Source organism: Mycobacterium sp. NGS34 (genome assembly GCF_059812845.1).
Map to the genome: position 1 here is coordinate 952,132 of NZ_JCALDM010000001.1, position 21,073 is coordinate 973,204.

Annotated in this window: 21 protein-coding genes; 7 read left to right on the plus strand and 14 right to left on the minus strand. The window is 69.0% G+C overall.

Annotation, left to right across the window (positions count from 1 at the left end):
* Positions 1 to 40 precede the first annotated feature (40 nt).
* Positions 41 to 208, plus strand: a complete 168-nt coding sequence (locus tag AC5Y7V_RS04615) for a hypothetical protein (protein WP_499878834.1) — start codon at positions 41 to 43, stop codon at positions 206 to 208.
* 5 nt (positions 209 to 213) lie between these two features.
* On the opposite strand, the gene AC5Y7V_RS04620 is transcribed toward AC5Y7V_RS04615, so the two are convergent.
* Both AC5Y7V_RS04620 and AC5Y7V_RS04625 read right to left on the minus strand, forming a co-directional pair.
* Entirely contained in the window at positions 214 to 708 is a 495-nt protein-coding gene (locus AC5Y7V_RS04620) for a cupin domain-containing protein (protein WP_499878835.1), read from the minus strand.
* Between the two features lie 27 nt (positions 709 to 735).
* Positions 736 to 1,650: an SDR family NAD(P)-dependent oxidoreductase gene (locus AC5Y7V_RS04625; RefSeq protein WP_499878836.1), complete on the minus strand. Its 915-nt coding sequence runs from the start codon at positions 1,648 to 1,650 to the stop codon at positions 736 to 738.
* A 103-nt stretch (positions 1,651 to 1,753) separates the two neighbouring features.
* Here AC5Y7V_RS04625 and AC5Y7V_RS04630 point away from each other — a divergent pair, with 103 nt between their 5' ends.
* Together AC5Y7V_RS04630 and groL are read left to right on the plus strand one after the other, a co-directional pair.
* Complete coding sequence (locus AC5Y7V_RS04630; protein WP_499878837.1) at positions 1,754 to 2,320, plus strand: TetR/AcrR family transcriptional regulator; 567 nt, start codon at positions 1,754 to 1,756, stop codon at positions 2,318 to 2,320.
* Between the two features lie 199 nt (positions 2,321 to 2,519).
* On the plus strand, positions 2,520 to 4,145 hold the full coding sequence (gene groL / locus AC5Y7V_RS04635; protein ID WP_499878838.1) for a chaperonin GroEL: 1,626 nt from the start codon (positions 2,520 to 2,522) through the stop codon (positions 4,143 to 4,145).
* Positions 4,146 to 4,286: 141 nt separating this feature from the next.
* Here groL and AC5Y7V_RS04640 read toward each other — a convergent pair whose 3' ends face one another.
* Genes AC5Y7V_RS04640 through AC5Y7V_RS04650 form a run of 3 tightly spaced genes read right to left on the minus strand, consistent with a single transcriptional unit; the run spans position 4,287 to position 7,873 of the window.
* Positions 4,287 to 4,685 (minus strand): pyridoxamine 5'-phosphate oxidase family protein, encoded by a 399-nt coding sequence (locus tag AC5Y7V_RS04640; protein WP_499878839.1) that lies wholly within the window; start codon positions 4,683 to 4,685, stop codon positions 4,287 to 4,289.
* A gap of 18 nt (positions 4,686 to 4,703) precedes the next feature.
* Positions 4,704 to 6,092, minus strand: a complete 1,389-nt coding sequence (locus tag AC5Y7V_RS04645; RefSeq protein WP_499878840.1) for a PPE family protein — start codon at positions 6,090 to 6,092, stop codon at positions 4,704 to 4,706.
* Positions 6,093 to 6,130: 38 nt separating this feature from the next.
* Positions 6,131 to 7,873 carry an N-acyl-D-amino-acid deacylase family protein gene (locus tag AC5Y7V_RS04650; protein ID WP_499878841.1) on the minus strand — a complete coding sequence of 581 codons (1,743 nt, stop codon included), beginning with the start codon at positions 7,871 to 7,873 and terminating at the stop codon, positions 6,131 to 6,133.
* Between the two features lie 47 nt (positions 7,874 to 7,920).
* On the opposite strand from AC5Y7V_RS04650, the gene AC5Y7V_RS04655 reads away from it, so the two are divergent.
* The 3 genes from AC5Y7V_RS04655 to AC5Y7V_RS04665 are packed head-to-tail and all read left to right on the plus strand — an operon-like array spanning position 7,921 to position 9,668.
* Positions 7,921 to 8,289, plus strand: a complete 369-nt coding sequence (locus tag AC5Y7V_RS04655; RefSeq protein ID WP_499878842.1) for a VOC family protein — start codon at positions 7,921 to 7,923, stop codon at positions 8,287 to 8,289.
* A 10-nt stretch (positions 8,290 to 8,299) separates the two neighbouring features.
* Positions 8,300 to 8,815: a mycothiol transferase gene (locus AC5Y7V_RS04660; protein ID WP_499878843.1), complete on the plus strand. Its 516-nt coding sequence runs from the start codon at positions 8,300 to 8,302 to the stop codon at positions 8,813 to 8,815.
* Positions 8,816 to 8,825: 10 nt separating this feature from the next.
* The gene (locus AC5Y7V_RS04665) at positions 8,826 to 9,668 is read left to right on the plus strand and encodes a hypothetical protein (protein WP_499878844.1); all 843 of its coding nucleotides are present in this window, start codon (positions 8,826 to 8,828) and stop codon (positions 9,666 to 9,668) included.
* Here the strand turns inward: AC5Y7V_RS04665 and AC5Y7V_RS04670 are convergent.
* From AC5Y7V_RS04670 to AC5Y7V_RS04710, 9 genes are read right to left on the minus strand one after another with little or no spacing between them, the layout of a single operon-like run.
* Complete coding sequence (locus tag AC5Y7V_RS04670; RefSeq protein ID WP_499878845.1) at positions 9,665 to 10,363, minus strand: anti-sigma factor; 699 nt, start codon at positions 10,361 to 10,363, stop codon at positions 9,665 to 9,667. The genes AC5Y7V_RS04665 and AC5Y7V_RS04670 overlap by 4 nt on opposite strands.
* A complete protein-coding gene (locus AC5Y7V_RS04675; protein WP_499878846.1) occupies positions 10,360 to 10,905 on the minus strand; it encodes a sigma-70 family RNA polymerase sigma factor in 546 nt (181 codons plus the stop codon). The genes AC5Y7V_RS04670 and AC5Y7V_RS04675 overlap by 4 nt, the downstream gene beginning before the upstream one ends.
* Before the next feature lie 33 nt (positions 10,906 to 10,938).
* Positions 10,939 to 11,727 (minus strand): DUF1295 domain-containing protein, encoded by a 789-nt coding sequence (locus AC5Y7V_RS04680; RefSeq protein ID WP_499878847.1) that lies wholly within the window; start codon positions 11,725 to 11,727, stop codon positions 10,939 to 10,941.
* Positions 11,724 to 12,995 (minus strand): class I SAM-dependent methyltransferase, encoded by a 1,272-nt coding sequence (locus AC5Y7V_RS04685; protein ID WP_499878848.1) that lies wholly within the window; start codon positions 12,993 to 12,995, stop codon positions 11,724 to 11,726. Before AC5Y7V_RS04685 ends, AC5Y7V_RS04680 begins: the two co-directional genes overlap by 4 nt.
* Positions 12,992 to 13,699 carry a DUF1365 domain-containing protein gene (locus AC5Y7V_RS04690; protein WP_499878849.1) on the minus strand — a complete coding sequence of 236 codons (708 nt, stop codon included), beginning with the start codon at positions 13,697 to 13,699 and terminating at the stop codon, positions 12,992 to 12,994. Before AC5Y7V_RS04690 ends, AC5Y7V_RS04685 begins: the two co-directional genes overlap by 4 nt.
* Positions 13,693 to 14,991: an NAD(P)/FAD-dependent oxidoreductase gene (locus tag AC5Y7V_RS04695; protein ID WP_499878850.1), complete on the minus strand. Its 1,299-nt coding sequence runs from the start codon at positions 14,989 to 14,991 to the stop codon at positions 13,693 to 13,695. Before AC5Y7V_RS04695 ends, AC5Y7V_RS04690 begins: the two co-directional genes overlap by 7 nt.
* 36 nt (positions 14,992 to 15,027) lie before the next feature.
* Positions 15,028 to 16,710: a cytochrome c biogenesis protein DipZ gene (locus AC5Y7V_RS04700; protein ID WP_499878851.1), complete on the minus strand. Its 1,683-nt coding sequence runs from the start codon at positions 16,708 to 16,710 to the stop codon at positions 15,028 to 15,030.
* Positions 16,711 to 16,751: 41 nt separating this feature from the next.
* Positions 16,752 to 19,640 (minus strand): MMPL/RND family transporter, encoded by a 2,889-nt coding sequence (locus tag AC5Y7V_RS04705; protein ID WP_499878852.1) that lies wholly within the window; start codon positions 19,638 to 19,640, stop codon positions 16,752 to 16,754.
* Positions 19,637 to 20,059 carry an MmpS family transport accessory protein gene (locus AC5Y7V_RS04710; protein ID WP_499878853.1) on the minus strand — a complete coding sequence of 141 codons (423 nt, stop codon included), beginning with the start codon at positions 20,057 to 20,059 and terminating at the stop codon, positions 19,637 to 19,639. The genes AC5Y7V_RS04705 and AC5Y7V_RS04710 overlap by 4 nt, the downstream gene beginning before the upstream one ends.
* 285 nt (positions 20,060 to 20,344) lie before the next feature.
* On the opposite strand from AC5Y7V_RS04710, the gene AC5Y7V_RS04715 reads away from it, so the two are divergent.
* Positions 20,345 to 21,049, plus strand: coding sequence for a TetR/AcrR family transcriptional regulator (locus AC5Y7V_RS04715; RefSeq protein ID WP_499878854.1), 705 nt, complete (start codon positions 20,345 to 20,347; stop codon positions 21,047 to 21,049).
* Positions 21,050 to 21,073: the final 24 nt, after the last annotated feature.

Sequence of the window (21,073 nt, forward strand, 5' to 3'; positions counted from 1 at the left end):
TATGGTTGGCGACGGCGGCCGGCTGCCCTGCCGCAGCCGAGTGACCCGCTCCGCGGCCCTGATCGGGGCGCTGCGCGCCATCTCGATTTTGGTCCGCGCCCACGCGGCTTCCCGCTTTGACTGCGGCTTCTTGGCCTGCACGGCCAAACCCTACGTCGCGGCCCGGCCGGTCATCGCCGCTCAACACCGAATGTTCGCCCAGCATTAACCCGGCTACTGCACCCAATAGTTGTCGTGGCGGATGAACCACTCCCGGCGTTCGTCGTCGGTCATGTCGGCCAGCGCCGCGAAGCCCTCGAAGTAGGCCTCCCGCGGCGCGCCGGGCGCGAACAGCATCAGGACCGACGCCGGTGCGTCCGCCTCGTTGCGGAATCCGTGCACGCCGCCGGGTGGGACGTAGAGGAAGTCGCCCTGGTGGCCGTCGAGCCACTCGTTGCCGTCGAAGAGCTTCACCGTCCCGGACAGGACGAAGAACGCCTCGGACATCGCCCGGTGATAGTGCGCCGGCGGACCGCCGCCTGCCGGGGCGATGTCGACCCGGTACAGGCCGTAGTCGCCGTCGGTGGCCTGCTGGTTGGCCAGGTAGTGGTACTTGGTCCCGAACGTCTCGTAGTCGGGCGGCTGGTCGGCGCGCTTGAGCCACGCGCTGATTTCCGGTTCGTCCTTGGTGTAGCGGGGCGGCGGGTACGGGGGCACAACAAGGGACATGTTTTCCAGTGTGCCCCCGCGCGCCGGTCAGTCGAACGGATAGACGACCCCGGTGAGCTCCTCGGAGACCGCCCACAGCCGCCGCTGCGCGTCGACGTTGTGCGACTTCTTGCTGGACGCAACGATTTTCGGGTAGCCGCGCGTCTCGGCGAAGCCGTCCGGGCCGTAGTACTGGCCGCCGAGCACGCCGGGGTCCGTGGCCGCGCGCAGCGTGGGAAGAGCGCCCATGGCGGCGTCCTGCGCAATCACGTTGAAGAACACGTTGACGAGCGGCCGGAACGCCGCGGGTGTGTAGCGGCCCAGCTCGGTGTTCGACCCGCCGGGGTGGGCCGCGGCGGCGATCGTCGTCCCGTGTGGCGCGAGCCGCCGCTGCAGCTCGTAGGTGAAGAGCAGGTTGGCGAGCTTGGCCTGCCCGTAGGCCGCCACGCGGTTGTAGCCGCGCTCCCACTGCAGGTCGTCGAAGTGGATGTCGGCCAGGATGCGGTGGCCCATGCTGCTGACCGTCACGACCCGTGAACCGGCCACCGGCAGCAGCCGGTCCAGCAGCAGGCCGGTGAGCGCGAAGTGGCCGAGGTGGTTGGTGCCGAACTGCATCTCGAAGCCGTCTTTGGTGGTTTCCTTCGGCGTGTACATGACGCCGGCGTTGTTGATCAGCAGGTCGATGCGGTCGTGCGCGGAGCGCAGCTGCTCGGCCGCGGCGCGGACCGAGTCCAGCGACGTCAGGTCCAGCTCCTGCAGCGCGACGTCGGCCTGCGGGCTCCTGGCGGCGATCCGGGCCGCGGCGTCCTTGCCCTTCTCCAGGTTGCGCACCGCGAGCACGACGTGGGCGCCGTGGTCGGCGAGCGCCAGGGCGGTCTCGTAACCGAGGCCGGTGTTGGCCCCGGTGATGACGGCGACCCTGTCGGTCTGGTCGGGAATGTCCGATGCGGTCCACTTGGCCATGGGAAGCTCCTGAGCTAGTAAGGTAAACGGGGCGAGCGCTCCGGTTGCCTCCAGACTATACGGAACGCACGCCCCGCTTTGTCAACCTCGAGGTGGTGAACAGTTGGCGCAACCCGCACGGCCGCTGCGGGCCGACGCGGCGCGCAACCGCGCGCGGGTGCTGGACGTCGCCTACGAGACGTTCGCGGCCGAGGGCCTGTCGGTGCCGATCGACGAGATAGCCCGGCGCGCCGGCGTCGGGGCCGGCACCGTCTATCGACACTTCCCCACCAAGGAGGCGCTGTTCCGGGCCGTGATCGAGGACCGGATGCGTCGCCTCATCGATGACGGGCGCGCCCTGCTGGAGTCCGCGGGGCCGGCCGAAGCGCTCTTCGTCTTCCTGCGCTCGATGGTGCTGCAGTGGGGCGCGGCGGACCGGGGTCTGGTCGACGCGCTGGCCGGATGGGGCATGGACATCGCCGGCGCGGCGCCCGACGCCGAGGACGCCTTCCTGGCCGTGCTCGACGAGCTCTTGCGGGCCGCGCAGCGAGCCGGCACCGCGCGGGCCGACCTCGGCGTGCGGGAAGTGAAGACGATCCTGGTCGGATGCCAGGCGATGGAGGCCTATGACTCGGCGCTGGCCGAGCGGGTGACCGACGTCGTCGTCGACGGTTTACGCGCGCAGCGATAACCCCGGGCCGTTCTTGCACTCGGCATAGGCGAGTGCTAAGAATGACTTGGCACTCGCGACTGGCGAGTGCTAGGTCGGGACGGTGAGGCCAGCTTGGTCGTCCGTCGCGGGCACTGCACCCGGCCACAGCGTAAATGGGGCGACCCGACAAGCGGCCGCCCTGAGTGTCACCCCATAAATTCGGAGGAATCACTTCGCAATGGCCAAGACAATTGCGTACGACGAAGAGGCCCGGCGCGGTCTCGAGCGGGGCCTGAACGCCCTCGCCGACGCGGTAAAGGTGACGTTGGGCCCCAAGGGCCGCAACGTCGTCCTGGAGAAGAAGTGGGGTGCCCCCACGATCACCAACGATGGCGTGTCCATCGCCAAGGAGATCGAACTGGAGGACCCGTACGAGAAGATCGGCGCCGAGCTGGTCAAGGAAGTCGCCAAGAAGACCGACGACGTCGCCGGTGACGGCACGACGACGGCCACGGTGCTGGCCCAGGCGCTCGTCAAAGAGGGCCTGCGCAACGTCGCCGCCGGCGCCAACCCGCTCGGCCTCAAGCGCGGCATCGAGAAGGCCGTCGAGAAGATCACCGAGACGCTGCTCAAGTCGGCCAAGGACGTGGAGACCAAGGAGCAGATCGCGGCCACCGCGGCCATCTCCGCGGGCGACCAGTCGATCGGCGACCTGATCGCCGAGGCGATGGACAAGGTCGGCAACGAGGGCGTCATCACCGTCGAGGAGTCCAACACCTTCGGCCTGCAGCTCGAGCTCACCGAGGGCATGCGGTTCGACAAGGGCTACATCTCGGGCTACTTCGTCACCGACGCCGAGCGTCAGGAAGCGGTCCTGGAGGACCCCTACATCCTGCTGGTCAGCTCCAAGGTGTCGACCGTCAAGGACCTGCTGCCGCTGCTGGAGAAGGTCATCCAGGGCGGCAAGCCGCTGCTGATCATCGCCGAGGACGTCGAGGGCGAGGCCCTGAGCACCCTGGTCGTCAACAAGATCCGCGGCACCTTCAAGTCGGTGGCCGTCAAGGCCCCCGGCTTCGGTGACCGCCGCAAGGCGATGCTGCAGGACATGGCCATCCTCACCGGTGGTCAGGTCATCAGCGAAGAGGTCGGCCTGTCGCTCGAGACCGCCGACATCTCGCTGCTGGGCAAGGCCCGCAAGGTGGTCATCACCAAGGACGAGACCACCATCGTCGAGGGCGCCGGTGACCCCGACGCCATCGCCGGCCGGGTGGCCCAGATCCGCACCGAGATCGAGAACAGCGACTCCGACTACGACCGCGAGAAGCTGCAGGAGCGCCTGGCCAAGCTGGCCGGCGGTGTTGCGGTGATCAAGGCCGGCGCCGCCACCGAGGTGGAGCTCAAGGAGCGCAAGCACCGCATCGAGGACGCGGTCCGCAACGCCAAGGCGGCCGTCGAGGAGGGCATCGTCGCCGGTGGCGGCGTGGCCCTGCTGCAGTCGGCACCCGTCCTGGACGAGCTGAAGCTCAAGGGTGACGAGGCCACCGGCGCCAACATCGTCAAGGTGGCGCTGGAAGCTCCGCTGAAGCAGATCGCCTTCAACTCCGGGCTGGAGCCCGGCGTTGTCGCCGAGAAGGTCCGCAACTCGAAGGCCGGTACCGGGCTGAACGCCGCGACCGGTGAGTACGAGGACCTGCTCAAGGCCGGCGTTGCCGACCCGGTGAAGGTGACCCGTTCGGCGCTGCAGAACGCGGCGTCCATCGCGGGGCTGTTCCTGACGACCGAGGCCGTCGTGGCCGACAAGCCGGAGAAGGCGGCCGCTCCCGCGGGCGACCCGACCGGTGGCATGGGCGGCATGGACTTCTAGGTCCGCACTACGAAAAAGCCCGGTTCCCTATGGGGGCCGGGCTTTTTCGTGCGCTCGGTGAGTGTCCTCGTTCGTCGAGCGTGCGGCCAGCCGCACATTCGACGCCGAGCGTGCGGCCAGCTTCACGTTCGGCGCCGAAACTCAGGCCGGCAGCGAGAACACCACGCAGTCGTGCAGGCAGCCTTTCGCCGCGCTGGGGGAGTCGGCCTCGCGGTGCAGCAGCGCGCGCTCGGGCACCACGCCCAGGCGGACCGTGTCGTCGGCCGATTCGGTCACCTCGGCGCTGCCGTCGACGATCAGCGAGTAGCCCCCGGGCTCGCGCGGGGGCCAAAGCAGGGTGACGTCGCGGCGGTGGGCGAGGTTTTCGCGGGTGCGGCCGCCGATGAGCCCGACGTCGAGGACCGCGCCGTCACGCAGCCGCGGCTCGACGGTCACGGTGTGCGCGCGGTAGTCCTCGCCGACGGTGATCAGGTACGCGAACGGGAAGTCGCTGAGCGCCGCCGCCAGCCGCTCGACGTCGACCTTTTTCTTCGTGCGCATGGCTTCGAGGATAGGCCGCTAGTCGGTTAGCAGCGGCTCCCTGGTCTCGGGGGCGGGAGCGTCGGGGCCGCGCTCGGCCTTGTTGAAGAAACCGGAGTTGGGGATGTTCGACTCGCGGGCCGGCAGGCTGCGGACGCCGGGGTCGCCGTTGCCGGCCGCGAAGAAGCCCGACGGGGCGCCCGTCGTGGTCCGCAGGGCCGGCGGGGTGGGGGTGGGGCCACCCGCCGCGCTGACCCCGGAATTCGCGTGGCCCGCTTCGAGGCCGCTGGCGAGGGCGGAGGCGTCGGCCGGCGCGGCGAAGCCGGCGTTGCTGAGCAGGCTCGATCCGGCCGCTGCCGGACCCAGGCTGCCGGTCGACGCGCTGACCGAGTTGAGCAGCCCCGAGCTGAGGTTGGCCGCGCTGACGCCGCCCGTCATGTAGTGGCTGGAGTTGACCGCTTCCGCGCTGCTCAGCCCTTCCCCTTGGAAGAGGCCGGTGTTGGCGGTCCCGGTGTTCAAAATGCCGGCATTGACCGAACCCGAATTCAGGAAACCGGTATTCGAGACGCCCGAGTTCCCGATGCCCAAGTTTCCGCTACCGGAGTTGAAAAAGCCGATGTTGCCGGTGCCGGAGTTGAACAACCCGATGTTGCCACTGCCCGAGTTGAAGCCGCCGAAGCCGATCTGATTGCTCCCGGTCAGCCCGATCCCGAAGTCGTTGCTGCCGCTGTTGCCGAAGCCGAAGTTGTTATTTCCGAGGTTGCCGAGACCGAAGTTGTTGTTGCCCGAATTTCCGGAGCCGACATTCAGGCTGCCGCTGTTTCCGAAACCGATGTTCGAATTGCCCATACTTATGGGACCGAAACTCATTCGGCCGTTGGCGAAGCTGAAACCGAGCTTCTGCAGAACCTGCTGCCAGGGCGCCAATTGTGCGACCGCCGAGGACGCGTCCGCGTGGTAGCCGAACATCGCGGCCACGTCCGCCGCCCACATCGCCTCGTAGGCCGCCTCGGTGTCCATGATCGCCGGGATGTTGAACCCGAACCAGTTCGTGGACGCCAGGGCCTTCACCAGGGAGCGGTTGGCCGCGACCACCGCGGGCTGCACGGTGGCCGCCACCGCCGTCTCGAACGCGGCCGCGATGGCCGCGGCCTGGCTCGATGCGGCCTCGGCCTGCGCCGCCGCCGCGCTCAGCCAGCTCACATACTGCGTCGCCACGGTCATCATGGCGGCGGCCGACGCGCCCTGCCACGAACCGTTGGCCAGATCGTTTGTTACCGAAAAGAATGACGAAGCCGACGACGCCAGATCCTCGGCCAACCCATCCCATGCGGCGGCCGCAGCGAGCAGCGGCGCCGCCCCGGGACCGGCGAAGATAAGTGCCGAGTTGATTTCTGGCGGCAACCACGCAAAATGCGGGCTTGTCACTAACCCAACTTAACCGGGATGGGGGGCCCTTCGTGGCGTTATCGACCAGGTACCGGAATAGGCTTTCGGCCCCGGACCAACTTCCCTGGCCGCGCGGCGGTCGGAACGCCATTTTCGGCAATTATTTCACCGGAAACGATCGTTGTCACATATCCTTCGGCGGTCTGGTCCAGTCTTCGGCCCCCGGCGGGTAGGTCGCGCCGGATTACCGGCTTGTGCAGCCGCAGGGCGGCGTGATCGATGACGTTGAGGTCAGCCTTGTAGCCGACGGCGATGCGGCCACGATCGCCCAGCCCGGCGACGCGGGCCGGCACGGAGGTCAGCTCGCGCACGGCCTCCGGCACGGTGAACCGCCCGGACTTGCGATCGCGCGCCCAGTGGGCCAGGAAGTACGTCGTGTAGCTGGCGTCGCAGATCATCCCGTAGTGCGCGCCGCCGTCGCCGAGCCCCAGCACCACGTCGTCGCGGTGCAGCAGCTCACCGACGGTGTCCAGCGTGTTGCCCTGCAGGTTGCTGGTCGCGACCAGCAGCATGGCCCGGCCGTCGTCGTCGAGCAGCCGGTCGTAGGCCTCCTCCATCGGGTCCACCCCGCGGGCCCGGGCGCGGGCCCCGACGCTGGTCGACGGGTCGGGCTCGTAGTCGGGGTCGTCGGTCAGCGGGAAGATCCAGTCCCACATCTGGGCCACGTACAGAATCGGGTGACCGACGCCGGGCTTGTCGGCCAGGATGCGGGCCCGGACCTCCGGCTTGCGCATCTCGGCGACCCGCTCGGCCAGCGGCAGGTGCGCGATCTCGCGGTAGCTGGGGTAGAGCACGAACGGGTTGGCCGACAGTTGCAGCCCGATGATCAGCCCGATCGGGCGCGGCAGCAGCTGCGCGGTCACCTGGGGCTCGTCGCCGCCCACCCGTGAATTGGCCTTCTCGATCATGGTGATGGCGTCCGGCCACGTCGGGTCGCCGGCGTTGGCGACGACCAGCGTGAAGGTGACCGGCAGCCCGACGTCCTCGGCCACGTCGAACACCGTCTGCAGCACCGGCTGATAGCCGCCGGCCGGGATGTCCGGCACGAACTGGAGCAGCCCGCCGCCGCCGTCGACCACACCCCGCGCGATCTCTTCGATCTCCTCGCGGGCGGCGTCGTAACTCGGTATGGGCGAACCGCTTTCGGTCTTGTGGATGGTCAGCCGCGACGACGCGAAGCCCAGCGCGCCGACCTCGATCGCCTCCTTGGCCAGCGCCCGCATCTTGGCGAGGTCCTCGGCGGTGGCCGGCTCGCGGTCGGCGCCGCGCTGACCCATCACGTAGACCCGCAGCGGGGAGTGCGGCAGGTAGGCGGCGACGTCGATATCGCGCTTGCCCGCGTCCAGCGCGTCCATGTACTCGGGGAAGGTCTCCCAGTTCCACGGCAGGCCGTCGGTCATGACGACGCCGGGAATGTCCTCGACCCCGGCCATCACGTCGACGAGCACGTCGTGGTCCGCCCGGCGGCACGGTGCGAAGCCGACCCCGCAGTTGCCCATCACGACGGTGGTCACCCCGTGCGCCGACGACGGCGTCAGCCGCTCCGACCAGATGGACTGGCCGTCGTAGTGGGTGTGCAGGTCGACGAAGCCGGGCGTGACCAGCAGGCCGGTGGCGTCGATCTCCCGCGTCGCGCCGTCCCCGTTCACGGACCCGACCGACGCGATCACGCCGTCGCGCACCGCCACGTCGCCGACGTACGGGTCACCGCCCAGCCCGTCGACGATGGTGCCATTGCGGATGATCAGGTCGTAGGTCATCTAAATAATCTACGACCGGGTCGGTGCGTCGTGCCAGGATCTCTTCCGTGATCGATCACTTCGGAATCAATTGCGCCGATTATTTGAAATCGCAGGATTTTTACGACCACGTGCTGGCAGTGCTCGGGTTCTCGCGGCAGATGGACGTCGGCCCGGCGATCGGGTACGGCCGGGACGGCAAGCCGTCGTTCTGGATCGCGGAAGGGGCGGGCATGGGCCCCAATCGCGAGGTCCACGTGGCCTTCGAGGCCGCCGACGAGGACGCGGTGCGCGCCTTCCACCGGGCGGCGGTGGAACGCGGCGCCGAGTCGTTGCACGAGCCGCGGCTGTGGCCGGAATATCACCCGGGCTATTTCGGCGCCTTCGTGCGCGACCCCGATGGCAACAACGTCGAGGCGGTCTGGCACGGCGCGTAGGGTCGGCCGCATGGGAGCTGAAAGTGACGCCGCCACACGAGAGTTGCTTCGCGACGCGTTCACCCGGTTGATCGAGCACGTCGACGAGATCGCCGACGGGCTGACCGACGAGGTGTCCGACTACCGCCCGACGCCGAACGCCAACAGCATCGCCTGGCTGATCTGGCACAGCGCGCGGGTGCAGGACATCCAGCTCGCCCACGTGGCCGGCGTCGAGCAGGTGTGGACCCGCGACGGCTGGGTGGACCGCTTCGGGCTTGACCTGCCGCGCAACGACACCGGCTACGGCCACGGCCCCGACGAGGTGGCGAAGGTCAAGGCGCCTGCCGAGCTGCTTTCCGGCTACTACCACGCCGTGCACAAGCTGACCCTCGAATACATCGCCAGCGTCACCGCCGACGAGCTGTCCCGCGTCGTCGACACCAACTGGGACCCGCCGGTGACGGCCAGCGCGCGGCTGGTCAGCATCATCGACGACTGCGCCCAGCACCTCGGGCAGGCCGCCTACGTGCGGGGGATTCAGTAGGTTCTAGGGCGTGCGATTCGCCGCGACCCTGGTGCTGTGGCTGGCCGCCACGCTCGCCCTGGCCGTCGCGATCCCGGCGTCCTGGGCGCAGCGCAACCTCGTCAGCGAGGACGGCTACGCCGCGCTGGCGCAGCGCGCGGCCGGCGATCCCGCCCTGCAGTCGGCCATGGCGGCCGAGCTCACCACCCGGGCCATGGCGCTGATCGCGGCGCACGGCGGGGGGCGTTACCCCGTGGACGGCGCGGAGGTGCACGGCGTGGCCGCCGCCTTCACGGCCGGGCCGGGGTTCCCGCCGCTGTTCGCCGAGGCGAACCGCGCGGCGCATCGCTACCTGTTCACGGCCGACGGGTCTGCTCAATGGGCGATCGACGTGGCGCCGATGCTCAAGGACGCCGCCATGCAGCAGGTGCTGGCCCGCCACCACGTGACGGTGCCGGCCAGCCTGACGGTTCCGCTGACGGTGTCGATGCCGTCCTCGGTGCGGCCGGGGCAGCTGAGCCCGCTGGCCACGTGGGGGCCGTGGATCAGCGCCGGGGCGGCGGCGCTGAGCGGCCTGTGCGCGCTGTTGACGCTGGCCGCCGCGCGCCGCCGCGGCAAGGCGCTGACGAGCCTGGGCGTCTCGGCGCTGCTCGTCGGCGGGGCGGGCTGGGCGGGCATCGAGGCCGGCGGCCGCCACGTCGACGACGCGCTCAATCGCACCACCGGGAACATCCGCCAGATCGCCGAGGCGATGGTCGCCCACGCGGAGGCCGGGTTGCGCGACTGGCTCGACCTGACGCTGGTCGCCGGCGCCGGGCTGGTCGCAGCGGGGGTGCTCGTCGCGGTCCTGGGCGGCCTCGCCAGGAAGGCCTAACTGAGTGGGAGCTCGGCGAGGATCGGGGTGGTCGGCTGCGGCGATCCCTTGCCGGGCTCGACGGTGAACGCGAGTTCGGTGGAGGCGCCGATGTTGGTGAGGGTGTCTTTCGTCGACGGCGACACCGCCGCCGCGTCCATCGTTCCGGCCGAGGTCGGGCCGTTGGCCGAGATCAGCCACATCTGATAGACGGTGCCGGGCGAGGGGGGCGGCACGTTGTTCATCACCAGCACCGCCGCGTTGCGGTCGCGGGAGAACATCACCGTCGCGGTGCCGTTGGCCAGCGGCCGCGACACCGTCTGGACGTCCGGGGCCGACAGGACCTGTTCGGCGACCGAGTGCTTGGCCGGGGGACGCATCAGCACGCCGGCGCCGAACGCCGCGGCGCCCACCACGACCGCCGCCGCCGCGGAAGCCAATATGGCTCTGCGCCAAGGCATCTGGCGGACGTTGTCCGGCGCCACGGCCGACAGGGTGGTCGCGCGCAGGCGCGGCGGCGGTTCGTTCGCGGTGGCCGCCGACACCACCGCCATCGTCTCGCGGACGGCGCGGACCTCGTCGTTGAAGGCCTGGGCCACCGGCGACGGCGCCGCGGCGACCCGGCGCTCGATCTCGGCGCGCTCCGCCTCCGACACCGCGTGCAGGGCGTACGGCGTGGCCAGCTCGAGCAGCTCGAATTCAATAGGTTCGGTCATGGCACGTCCAGGCAGTTACGCAGGCCGCGCAGCGCGTCGCGGATGCGGGATTTGATCGTCGACAGGTTGGCGGCCAGCCGCTGCGACACCTCGCTGTACGTCAGCCCCTGGTAGTAGGCCAGCTCGATGCACTGCCGCTGCGCGTCGCTCAACCCCTCCAGGCATTGGGTCACCCGGCGCCGCTCGTCACCGGCGATCGCCGAGTCCGCGACGACGTCGGAGGCCGGTTCCGCGCTGGCCGCACCGTAGCGGGATTCCCGGTTGCTGCCGGCCTGTTCGGCGCGCACCCGGTCCACGGCCCGCCGGTGCGCGATGGTCAGCAGCCAGGCCAGGGGAGAACCCTTGGCCGGGTCGTACTGCGCGGCGGTGCGCCACACCTCGAGGTAGACCTCCTGGGTGGTTTCTTCGCCGTAGCCGGGATCACGCACCACCCGCGTCACCAGTCCATACACCCGAGCTTTGGTGAGGTCGTAGACCGTCGCGAAGGCGGCGCCGTCCCCGCGCGCGACCTGGCGCAGCAGGGCGTCCAGCTCGTTGCTCATCGATCGGTAGCCTAGCGCCCGTCATCGCTTTCCCTATCCCGGTGGCCGGGGAAAGAAATACGCCGTCCGTTCCCGGTATTCGTCGAAGCCGGGGCGCCCGGCCATCAGCTTCTCGGTCAGCCGTGCGCCGCTCACGTGCACCAGGAAGTAGGTCATGAGCAGCGGCGAGCCGACCGTGACCAGAGGCAACCAGCCGTTGATGGTGATCAGCCACAATCCCCACCACACCGCCGCGTCGCCGAAGTAGTTGGGGTGCCGCGTCCACGCCCACAGGCCGCGGTCCATCACCGCGCCGCGGTTCGCCGGGTCGGCCTTGAAGGCCCGCAGCTGCTGATCGCCGACGGCTTCGAATGCGAATCCGACCAGCCACACCGCGATGCCCGCCGCCATGACGGCTTTGACCGGTCCCACCGTGGGGCCGGTCACCGACGACAGCTGCAGCGGCACCGAGACGAACCAGGTGATGAGGGCTTGCAGCACAAAGACCTTGCGGACGATCTGGGCGAGGGTGGCGCCCCGGAGCAGGGCGGCGTAGCGGGGGTCCTCGCCCTTGCCGGCGGTCTTGCGCTGGATGTGCCAGCTCAACCGCAGCCCCCAGATCGCCACCAGCGCCAGCAGCAGCCACCGCCGGGTCACGTCACCGTGGCCGAGCGCGGCGGCGACGGCGGCGATGGCGACGAACCCCACGCCCCACGCCACGTCGACGACGTTGTAGCGCCCGATTCGCCGGCCGACGGCGAAGGCCACCGCATGCACGACGGCCAGCGCCAGCAGCGAGGCGCCGCTGACCTGCAGGAGATTGACGAGGTTCGATGCGCTCATCGGCCGCCCTCCCGGGTGAACGTCCACTGATACACATCAAGGTAGCCCGACCGGAAGCCGGCCTCCGAGTACGCCAGGTACAGCTCCCACATGCGGGCGAATACCTCGTCGAAACCCAGGCGCGCCAGCGCATCTCGCCGCGCGACGAACCGTTCGCGCCAGAGCCGCAGCGTCTCGGCGTAATGCGCGCGCAGCGAGGTCGCCTCGACCGTGCGTAATCCCGTGTGCCGCCCGGTGATAGCGGAGATCGCCTGCGTGGACGGCAGCAGCCCGCCGGGAAAGATGTACTTCTGGATCCAGGTGTGCGTGTTGCGGGTGGCCAGCATCCGGTCGTGCGGCATCGTGATCACCTGGATCGCGACGCGCCCGCCGGGCCGCACCAGGCGTTCGACCGCGGCGAAATACGTTGGCCACGAACGGTATCCCACCGCCTCGATCATCTCGACCGAGACGACGGCGTCATAGCTGCCGGTGACGTCGCGGTAGTCGCACAGCTCGATCTCCACCAGGTCCGACAGCCCCGCCGCGGTGACCCGCAGCCGCGCCAGCCGCTGCTGTTCGACCGACAGGGTGACCGAGCGGACGCGCGCGCCGCGGGCGGCCGCCCGGATGCACAACTCGCCCCAGCCGGTGCCGATCTCGAGGACGCGGCTGCCGCGTCGCACCCCGGCCGCGTCGAGCAGCCGGTCGATCTTGCGGCGTTGCGCGGCGGCCAGGTCCTCCGGCGCGGCCGGCAGCCGGTCGAACAACGCTGAGGAGTAAGTCATTGTCTCGTCGAGGAATTCGGCGAACAACTCGTTCGACAGGTCGTAGTGCTCGGCGACGTTGCGCCGGGCCCGTTCCCGGCTGGGGGCCCGCCAACCGGGCCGGAACGCGGGAGCGAAGGGCCGCAGCCACTGCAGGGTGGCCGGCACCAGGTCGGCCACCGAGGCGGCCAGGACCGTCAACGCGCCGGTGAGGTCGTTCGACGACCATTCGCCCGCCATGTAGGACTCGCCGAAGCCGATCAGGCCGTGCCGCCCGATGCGGCGGGCCAGCGCCTCGGGTCGGTGGATGAACAGGGTCGGCGCCGTCGGATCGGCCGCGCCGACGAAGGTGCGGTCGGGATAGACCAGGCGCAGCGGCAGGCGAGCGGCGGCGCGCCGCAGCAGCCGGCCGGCGACGGCGCCCGACGCCGCCGCGAGCGGGCCCGACGGCACGCTCGCGACCGCGGGCCAGCGGCCCGGATCGATTGCCGCCGGGGGTTTTTCAATGGCCGCGACGCTCATCGCGGTACCACCGGAACTCGACGTAACCACAACTTGATCCCCTGTATCCGGATCCGCGCCGACACCGTCAGCGGTGCCAGCGGTGCGATGAACTGCATGACGGCGACCTGGCTCACGGTGGCCGGCCGGCGGCGTCCGCGCAGCTCGGCGGTGAAGACCGGGCACGCCGGGCGGCGGTCCCGGTGCAGCGCCACGGTGACGTCCACCTCGTCGCCCGGTTTCGGCGCCTGCACCAGGTAGTAGCCGTCCACCTGATTGAAGGGCGACACGTAAAAATTCTTGGCGGTCACGACGGGCAGATCGGCCGGCGGCAACAGGTAGGCGTGGCGCTCGCCGTAGGTGTTGTGTACCTCGGCGATCACGTGGCACAGCCGGCCGTCCCGGTCGTGGCACCAGAAGACGCTCAGCGGGTTGAAGACGTAGCCGAAGACGCGGGCCTGCAGCAGGGCGGTGACGCGGCCGTCGGGGGCCGGCAGTCCGTGGTCGGCGAAGAAGGCGCCGAGCCTCGCGCGCAGCGAGCCGTGCGAGTCGCCCGAAAAGTGGTCCTCGGCATGGAATCGCGCGAACGGTCGCAGCCACCAGGGCAGCCGGGGGAGGTCGTCGATGTCGACATACCAGCTGTAGCTTCGGTATTCGAAGGAGTGGTGCACCGGTGCCCGCCGCGAATGCGTGATGGTGGCGCGGTAGATCGCCGGCGTCAGCACGTGGTCACCGCCTCGCGCCGGGCCGCGGCGGGCCAATCGGCGCCGAGCCGGCGGGCCGCGCGCAGCCCGGACGCGGCGCCGTCCTCGTGGAAGCCCCAGCCGTGGTAGGCGCCCGCGAACACCACCCGATCGTCGTCAAGGCTGGCCAATTTGGCTTGGGCGGCAACGGATTCCGGTGTGTAGAGCGGGTGGCTGTAGGTCATCTCGGCGATCACTGAGGCCGGGTCCACCCGGTCGCGGCCGCCCAGGGTGACCAGGTAGCGGCGCCTGGCGTCCAGCCGCATCAGCCGGCTGATGTCATAGCTGACCACCACGTGGTCCGCTCCGGGTGCCACCAGGTAGTTCCACGAGGCGCGGGCGCGGCGGTGGCGGGGCAGCACGGACTCGTCGGTGTGCAACTGCGCGCGGTTGGTCGAGTAACCGATGGCGCCCAGGACGGCGCGCTCCCGCGGGGTGGCGCCGTCGAGCAGCAGCAGCGCCTGGTCGGGGTGCACCGCGACGACGGCGGCGTCGAAGATCCGTGGCGCCTGCCCGCCCGCGCGCACCAGGACCCCGTGGGTCAGCCGCCGCAGCGAGTGCACCGGCGTCGCGGTGCAGACGCGATCCAGGCGAGAAGCGATGGCCCGCACGTAATTCGCCGAGCCGCCCGTGACCGTCCGCCATGTTGGGGAGCCGAAGACCGACAGCATGCCGTGGTGGGCGAGGAAGACGAACAGGTAGCGGGCCGGATAGTGCAGGGCGTCGCCCGCGGCGCAGGACCACACCGCCGCCACCAACGGCGTGATGAAGTAGTCGACGAAGTGGCCGGAGAAGCGGTGCCGGTTCAGGAAGGCCGCCAGGGTCTCCAGGTCGTCCTGGGCGGGGTCGTGCAGCAGGCGCGTCGCGGCGCGGTGGAAGCGGAGGATCTCGGCGAGCATCAGCAGATGGCGGGGCCGCAGCGACTGCCGGCAGGCGAACAGGCCCCGAATGCCAAGGGCCCCGGCGTATTCGAGGCCGATGTCGTCGGCGCGCACCGACATCGACATGTCGGACTCCTGGGTCGCGACGCCGAGCTCGGTGAACAATCGGCACAGCGTGGGGTAGGTCCGGTCGTTGTGCACCAGGAACGCCGAGTCGACGGCGACGACCCGGCCGTCACCGTCGTCGACGTAGTGGGTGTGCGCGTGGCCGCCGAGTCGAGTGTCGGCCTCGTACAGGGTGACCCGGTCGCGCCCGGACAGGACGTAGGCGGCGGTGAGGCCGGCGACGCCGCTGCCGATCACCGCGACCGAGCGGGGTTCTGGCTGATCCACACCCGTTATTCGGAGCCACCGGCGAAATGGACGGGTTCAGCCGAATGTGAACGAAAACACCTGCAGGCCTTTGCCGACCCGCATGTCCAGCTGGTCGCGGTGCGCGGTGTCATCGGAGGCGATCTGGTGCAGCGTGGGCGGCCCGTCGATCGGCGTCGTGGTCGTCTTGCCGCCCCGGGTCACGCTGATGGTGCCGGTGCCGCCGACGACCACGTAGACGCTCTTGCCGGTGTAGTTCAGCCGGATGCCGGCGTCGTCGCCGTCGGCGGTGGCGCCCTGGTCGTCCAGCGTCCAGCGGCCGCGCAGCGCGAACCGGTCGTCGGGCATCCTCGTCGGGTAGGCGAACGTGGCGGTGCCCGCGCGGTATTCGCCGGCGCCGTCGTAGTTGACGGCCTTGCCGGCGCCCAGGTAGGTCTCCGGCGTGAGCCTGGTCCGCGGGGTGGCGTCCACCGCGTTCGTCGGGGCGGGCAATTTGACGTCCGGGTTGGCGGCGGTCAGCAATTCGCGGATCAGCTTTTCGGTCGTGTCGTAGTCGCCCTCGCCGAACTTGGTGTGGCGGATCGTCCCGTTGGCGTCGATGAGGTACTCGGCCGGCCAATACAGGTTCTGGTAGGCGTTCCAGGTCGCGTAGTCGTTGTCCAGCGCGACGGGATAGGCGATGTGCAGCGCGGCGGCGCCGCTGGCCACGTTGGCGGGAACCCGTTCGAACGCGTACTCGGGCGTGTGCACCCCGATGACGACCAGGCCGGCGTCGCGATACCGGTCGTACCAACCCACCGCGTGCGGGATGGCGCGCTGGCAGTTGATGCACGAGTACGCCCAGAAGTCGATCAGGACCACCTTGCCGCGCAGCGAGGCCGGGTCGACCGGCGCGCCGCCCGGGGTGTTGAGCCACTCGGTGATCCCCGTGATGGCGGGTGCCGGGCCGCACTGCTGCAGTTGGTTGGAGCCGTCAACGCAGTCGGCCAGTTGGCCCGTCACCGCGCCGCGTAGCTGGTGCCGAATCTCGTTGGCGCCGATGTCTTTCTGCATCGCGGTGGTGTAGTCGGGGACGGCGCGCTGCAGCGTGGCGGGCAGGTTGAAGACCAGCGCCACGGCCAGCACGATCATCGTGATTCCGCCGGCGACCCGGATCACGTGTTGGCGGCGGCGGAATGCGGCGACGCGCTCGGCCAGGCGCCGCCCGGCCAGCGCGAAAACCAGCAGCGGCAGCGCGGTGCCGATCGCGAACGCCGCCGTCAACAGCAGCACCGGCGGGCCGATGGACGCGGTGCCGCCCGCGACGACGATGGCCGCCAGCACCGGTCCGGCGCACGGCACGTACAGCGCGCCCAACGTCAGGCCCAGCCCAAAACCGTTTCGGCTCAGGCTATTCGAGCCGAGCGCGGGCAGCGGGATGCGGGCGAACGGGCGCTCGATCAGGTGCGCCAGCGGCGGGAAGATCAATCCGAGGCCGATGAGCGTCAGCGTCACCAGCGCGGCCCAGCGGATCGCGTCCTGCGGCAGGCGCAGCGCCGACAGCAGGGCCGAGCCGGCCAGGGTGACCACGCTGAAGCTGCAGACCAGCCCGGCGATCACCAGGTACGGCCGGGCCGCCGGGCTGCTGTCGCGCGTGCTGCCGGCCCCGGAGAAGAACACCACCGGAAGCACCGGCAGGATGCACGGCGAGACGCCGGTGATCAGGCCGCCGAGGAATCCGATCAGCGCGATGGTGGGCATGGCTGTTATTCGGAGCTGATGCGGCTAGGGACTGGTCGGGATCAGTCGCTGTAGGCCAGGGAGCGGTCCGGCGGATGGGGCTGCACCGGCTGCGACGGAACCCGCAGCGGCCGGGAGCGCACCCGCATCGGCCACCAGAACCAGCGGCCCAGCAGCGCGGCGATGGACGGGGTCATGAACGCGCGGATGATCAGCGTGTCGAACATCAGGCCCAGCCCGATCGTGGTGCCCACCTGACCGACGATCCGCACGTCGCTGACGACCATGGACGCCATCGTGAACGCGAACACCAGGCCCGCGTTGGTCACCACCTTGCCGGTGCCGCCCATCGACCGGATGATGCCCGTGTTCAGACCGGCATGAATTTCCTGCTTGAACCGGGAGACCAACAACAGGTTGTAGTCCGAGCCCACGGCCAACAAGACGATCACGGACATCGCCAAAACCATCCAGTGCAGATCGATGCCGAGGATGTGCTGCCAGACGAGCACCGACAGCCCGAACGAGGCGCCCAGCGAAACCGCCACCGTGCCAACGATTACCGCGGCGGCGACCAGCGCGCGGGTCAGGATCAACATGATGATGAAAATCAGGCACAGGGAGGAGACTCCGGCGATCACCAGGTCCCATTTGGCGCCCTCGGCGATGTCCTTGAAGACGGCCCCCGTGCCGGCCACGTAGATCTTCGCGTCCTCCAACGGGGTTCCCTTGAGCGACTCCTCGGCCGCGGTGCGTATCTTGTCGATGCTGGCGATGCCCTCGGCCGACGCGGGATCGCCGCGATGCAGGATGATCATCCGCGCCGCGCGCCCGTCGGGGGACAGGAAGTTCTTCATGGCGCGCTGAAAGTCTTTGTTCTTGAACACTTCTGGTGGCAGATAGAACGAGTCGTCGTTCTTGGAGGCGTCGAAGGCGTGGCCCATCGCCGTCGCGTTGTCGCTCATCTCGTTCATCTGGTCGAAGATCCCGGACATGGTGCTGTGCATGTCCAGCATCATGGTCCGCATGTTGACCATGGTCTGGATCATCGGCGGGAACTGGGCGACCATCTGCGGCATCAGCCGATCCAGGTCCTTGATGTCACCGACCAACGTGTTGAGTTTCTCGTCGATCTGGTCCAGGCCGTCCAGCGCGTCGAATATCGAGCGAATCGACCAGCAGATCGGGATGTCGAAACAGTGCCTCTCCCAATAGAAGTAGCTGCGGATCGGCCGCCAGAAATCGTCGAAGTCCGAGATGCGGTCCCGGAGCTCGTTGGTGATCTCCTGCATCTGTTCGGTGTCGCCGACCATGCGGTGGGTGGTGCCGACGAGCTGCGTCATCAAGTCGTACATCCGCTGCATGTTGGCGATCGTCTTGGTCATCTCGTCGGCCTGCTTGACCATGTTGTCCATCTGATCGCGCTGGTATTTCATGGTCTGCGTCTGAGCGGCGTTCTGCATGCTCATCTGGAACGGAATCGACGTGTGGTCCATCGTCGTCCCGTCGGGCCGGGTGATGGCCTGGACGCGGGAGATCCCCGGGACCCGAAAGATGCCCTTGGCCAACCTATCCAGGACCAGGAAGTCGGTCGGGTTACGCATGTCGTGGTTCGCCTGGATCATCAAGATTTCCGGCTTCATCCGGGCCTGGGAGAAGTGGCGATCCGCGGCCGTCAGGCCCGCGTTGGCGGGGATGGTGCTGGGCAGGTACTCGCGGTCGTTGTAGTTGGCGCGGTAGCCGGGCAGGGTCAGCAGACCGATGAGGGCGACGGCGAATGTGACGGCGAGGATGGGCAGCGGCCAGCGGACCACCGCGGTGCCGACCCGGCGCCAGCCCCGCACCCCGAGCTTGCGCTTGGGGTCGAAGACGCCGAACCGGCTGCCGACGGTGAGGATCGCGGGGCCCAGCGTCAGCGCGACGAGCACCGCGAGCAGCATCCCCACCGCACACGGAATGCCGAGGGTCTGGAAATACGGCATCCGCGCGAAGCTGAGGCAGAACATCGCCCCCGCGATGGTCAGGCCGGAGCCCAGGATGACGTGGGCCGTCCCGCGGTACATGGTGTAGAAGGCCGATTCCCGGTCTTCGCCGGCATGGCGGGCCTCCTGATAGCGGCCGACGATGAAGATGCCGTAGTCCGTCCCGGCCGCGATCGCCAGCGAAGTGAGCAGGCTGACGGCGAAGGTGGAAAGCCCGATGAGCCCGAAGTGCCCCATCACCGCGACGGCCCCGCGCGCAGAGGTCAATTCGAAGCCCACCGTGACCAGCAACAGGATCACGGTGAGGATCGACCGGTAGACGAACAGCAACACGATCAAAATCACCGCGACCGTCGTCAGCGTGATCCTGACCATGGACTTGTCGCCGCTGTGGTGCAGATCCGCGGCCATCGCCGAGACGCCGGTGACGTACGCCTTGACCCCGGGCGGCGCGGGCACGCTGTTCACGATCTTGCGCACGGATTCGACGGATTCGTTGGCCAGCGGCTCGCCCTGATTACCGGCGAGATTGACCTGCACGGTCACGGCCTTGCCGTCGTTGCTCTGCGCGCCCGCCGCCGTGAGCGGATCGCCCCAGAAGTCCTGGATGCTCAGCACGTGCGCCTTGTCGTCGCGCAACTTGCGGATGATGGTGTCGTAGTACCGGTGGGCGTCGTCGCCGAGGGGCTGGCTGCCCTCCAGCACGATCATCGCCGAGCTGTCGGTCTCGCCTTCGTTGAACGCGTGGCCGATCTGTTTCATCGCGACGAAAGACGGTGCGTCCTTTGGGCTTAGCGAGACCGACCGCTCCTGCCCGACCACTTCCAGCGCCGGCACGAACAGGCTCAGGACGACGGCGACGCCCACCCAGAACAGGATGATCGGCACCGCGAGGGTGTGGATCGTCCGCGCGATGCGCGGCCGCTCGGCGTGGGTGTCGGCGGCGAATCCGGCGAATCGGGTGGTCACGCGGACTTCACCACGCAGAAGGTGAAGGCGTGGACCCCGTTGGAGAATCGCTCGGCCTTGACCACGTCGTCCACCGTGATGCGGCAGCCGATGCTGTCGCTATCGCCCCGCGCCGTGAGGTTTCCCATCATGGCCGCCTTGTCGGTGGTGACGCGCAGCGTCCACGGCAGCGGCGCCCCGTCGATGCGCTGCGGGTCGGCGTTCACGTCGAAATAGCTGATGTCGGCGCGCGTTCCGGGCGGCCCGAACACCTCGTAGACAATCCGTTTCGGGTTGAACGGCTTGGGATTCTGCAGGTTGCTGTCGGCATACGATTCACGCTTTTCCGAGCCGAAGTAGCCGTGGACCCGATACACGATGAAGCCACCGACCATCACGACCGCGACGATGACCAGTGGAATCCACGTCCGGGACAGCACCTTGAAAATTGGAATCCCTTTCAGCGGTCGGTAGTTCTGCGTGCGGTCCGTCGCCGCCGAACGTGGTCAACTACGGATCGCCGCGCTGCGCCCGTCCGCCGATCCCGGTGAGAACAGCCAAGGCTTACCTAAGTAAATCACGGCCGAATTGTCGCCCGGTCCGGGACCGTTGACTCCTTCCCCTCGCGCCCTGGAGTGTAACGCATATCACGTGCGTAACCGGAATCGACTGCGAGCTGTGACCTAGGACAAATCACATGGCGTGCGTTATACAAATCACGTAATGTGCGTTATCCTCGCCCGATGGCGCAACTGACCTTTCAGCGCGCCCGCACGGAGGAGAACAAGCGCCAGCGTGCGGCGGCACTCGTCGAAGCCGCGCGGTCACTGGCGCTCGAGACGGGCGTCGCGTCGGTCACCCTGACCGCCGTCGCCGGTCGCGCCGGAATCCACTATTCCGCGGTGCGCCGCTACTTCACCTCGCACAAGGAGGTCCTGCTGCACCTCGCCGCCGAAGGCTGGGTGCGCTGGTCGACCACGGTGTGCGAGCAGCTCGGCGAGCCCGGTCCGATGTCGCCCGAGCGGGTCGCCGAGACCCTGGCCAACGGGCTGGGGGCCGACCCGCTGTTCTGCGACCTGCTCGCCAACCTGCACCTGCACCTCGAGCACGAGGTGGAGGTCGAGCGGGTCGTCGACATCAGGCGCACCATTTCCGCCGCCGCCGTCGCGCTGGCCGACGCGATCGAGCGCGCGCTGCCGAAGCTCGGCCGGTCCGGTTCCTTCGACATCCTGATCGCCGCCTACTCGCTGGCGGCCGCCTTCTGGCACATCGCCAATCCGCCGGAGCGGCTCACCACCGCCTACGCCGACGAGCCGGAGGTGCTGGTGCCCGAGTGGAACATCGAATTCCCGTCGGCCCTCACCCGGGTGCTCACGGCAACGTGCATCGGCCTCGTCACCGAGTCCCCACGACAAGACAGGGAGGCATGAGCGCCATGGCTTGGCGAACTGCAA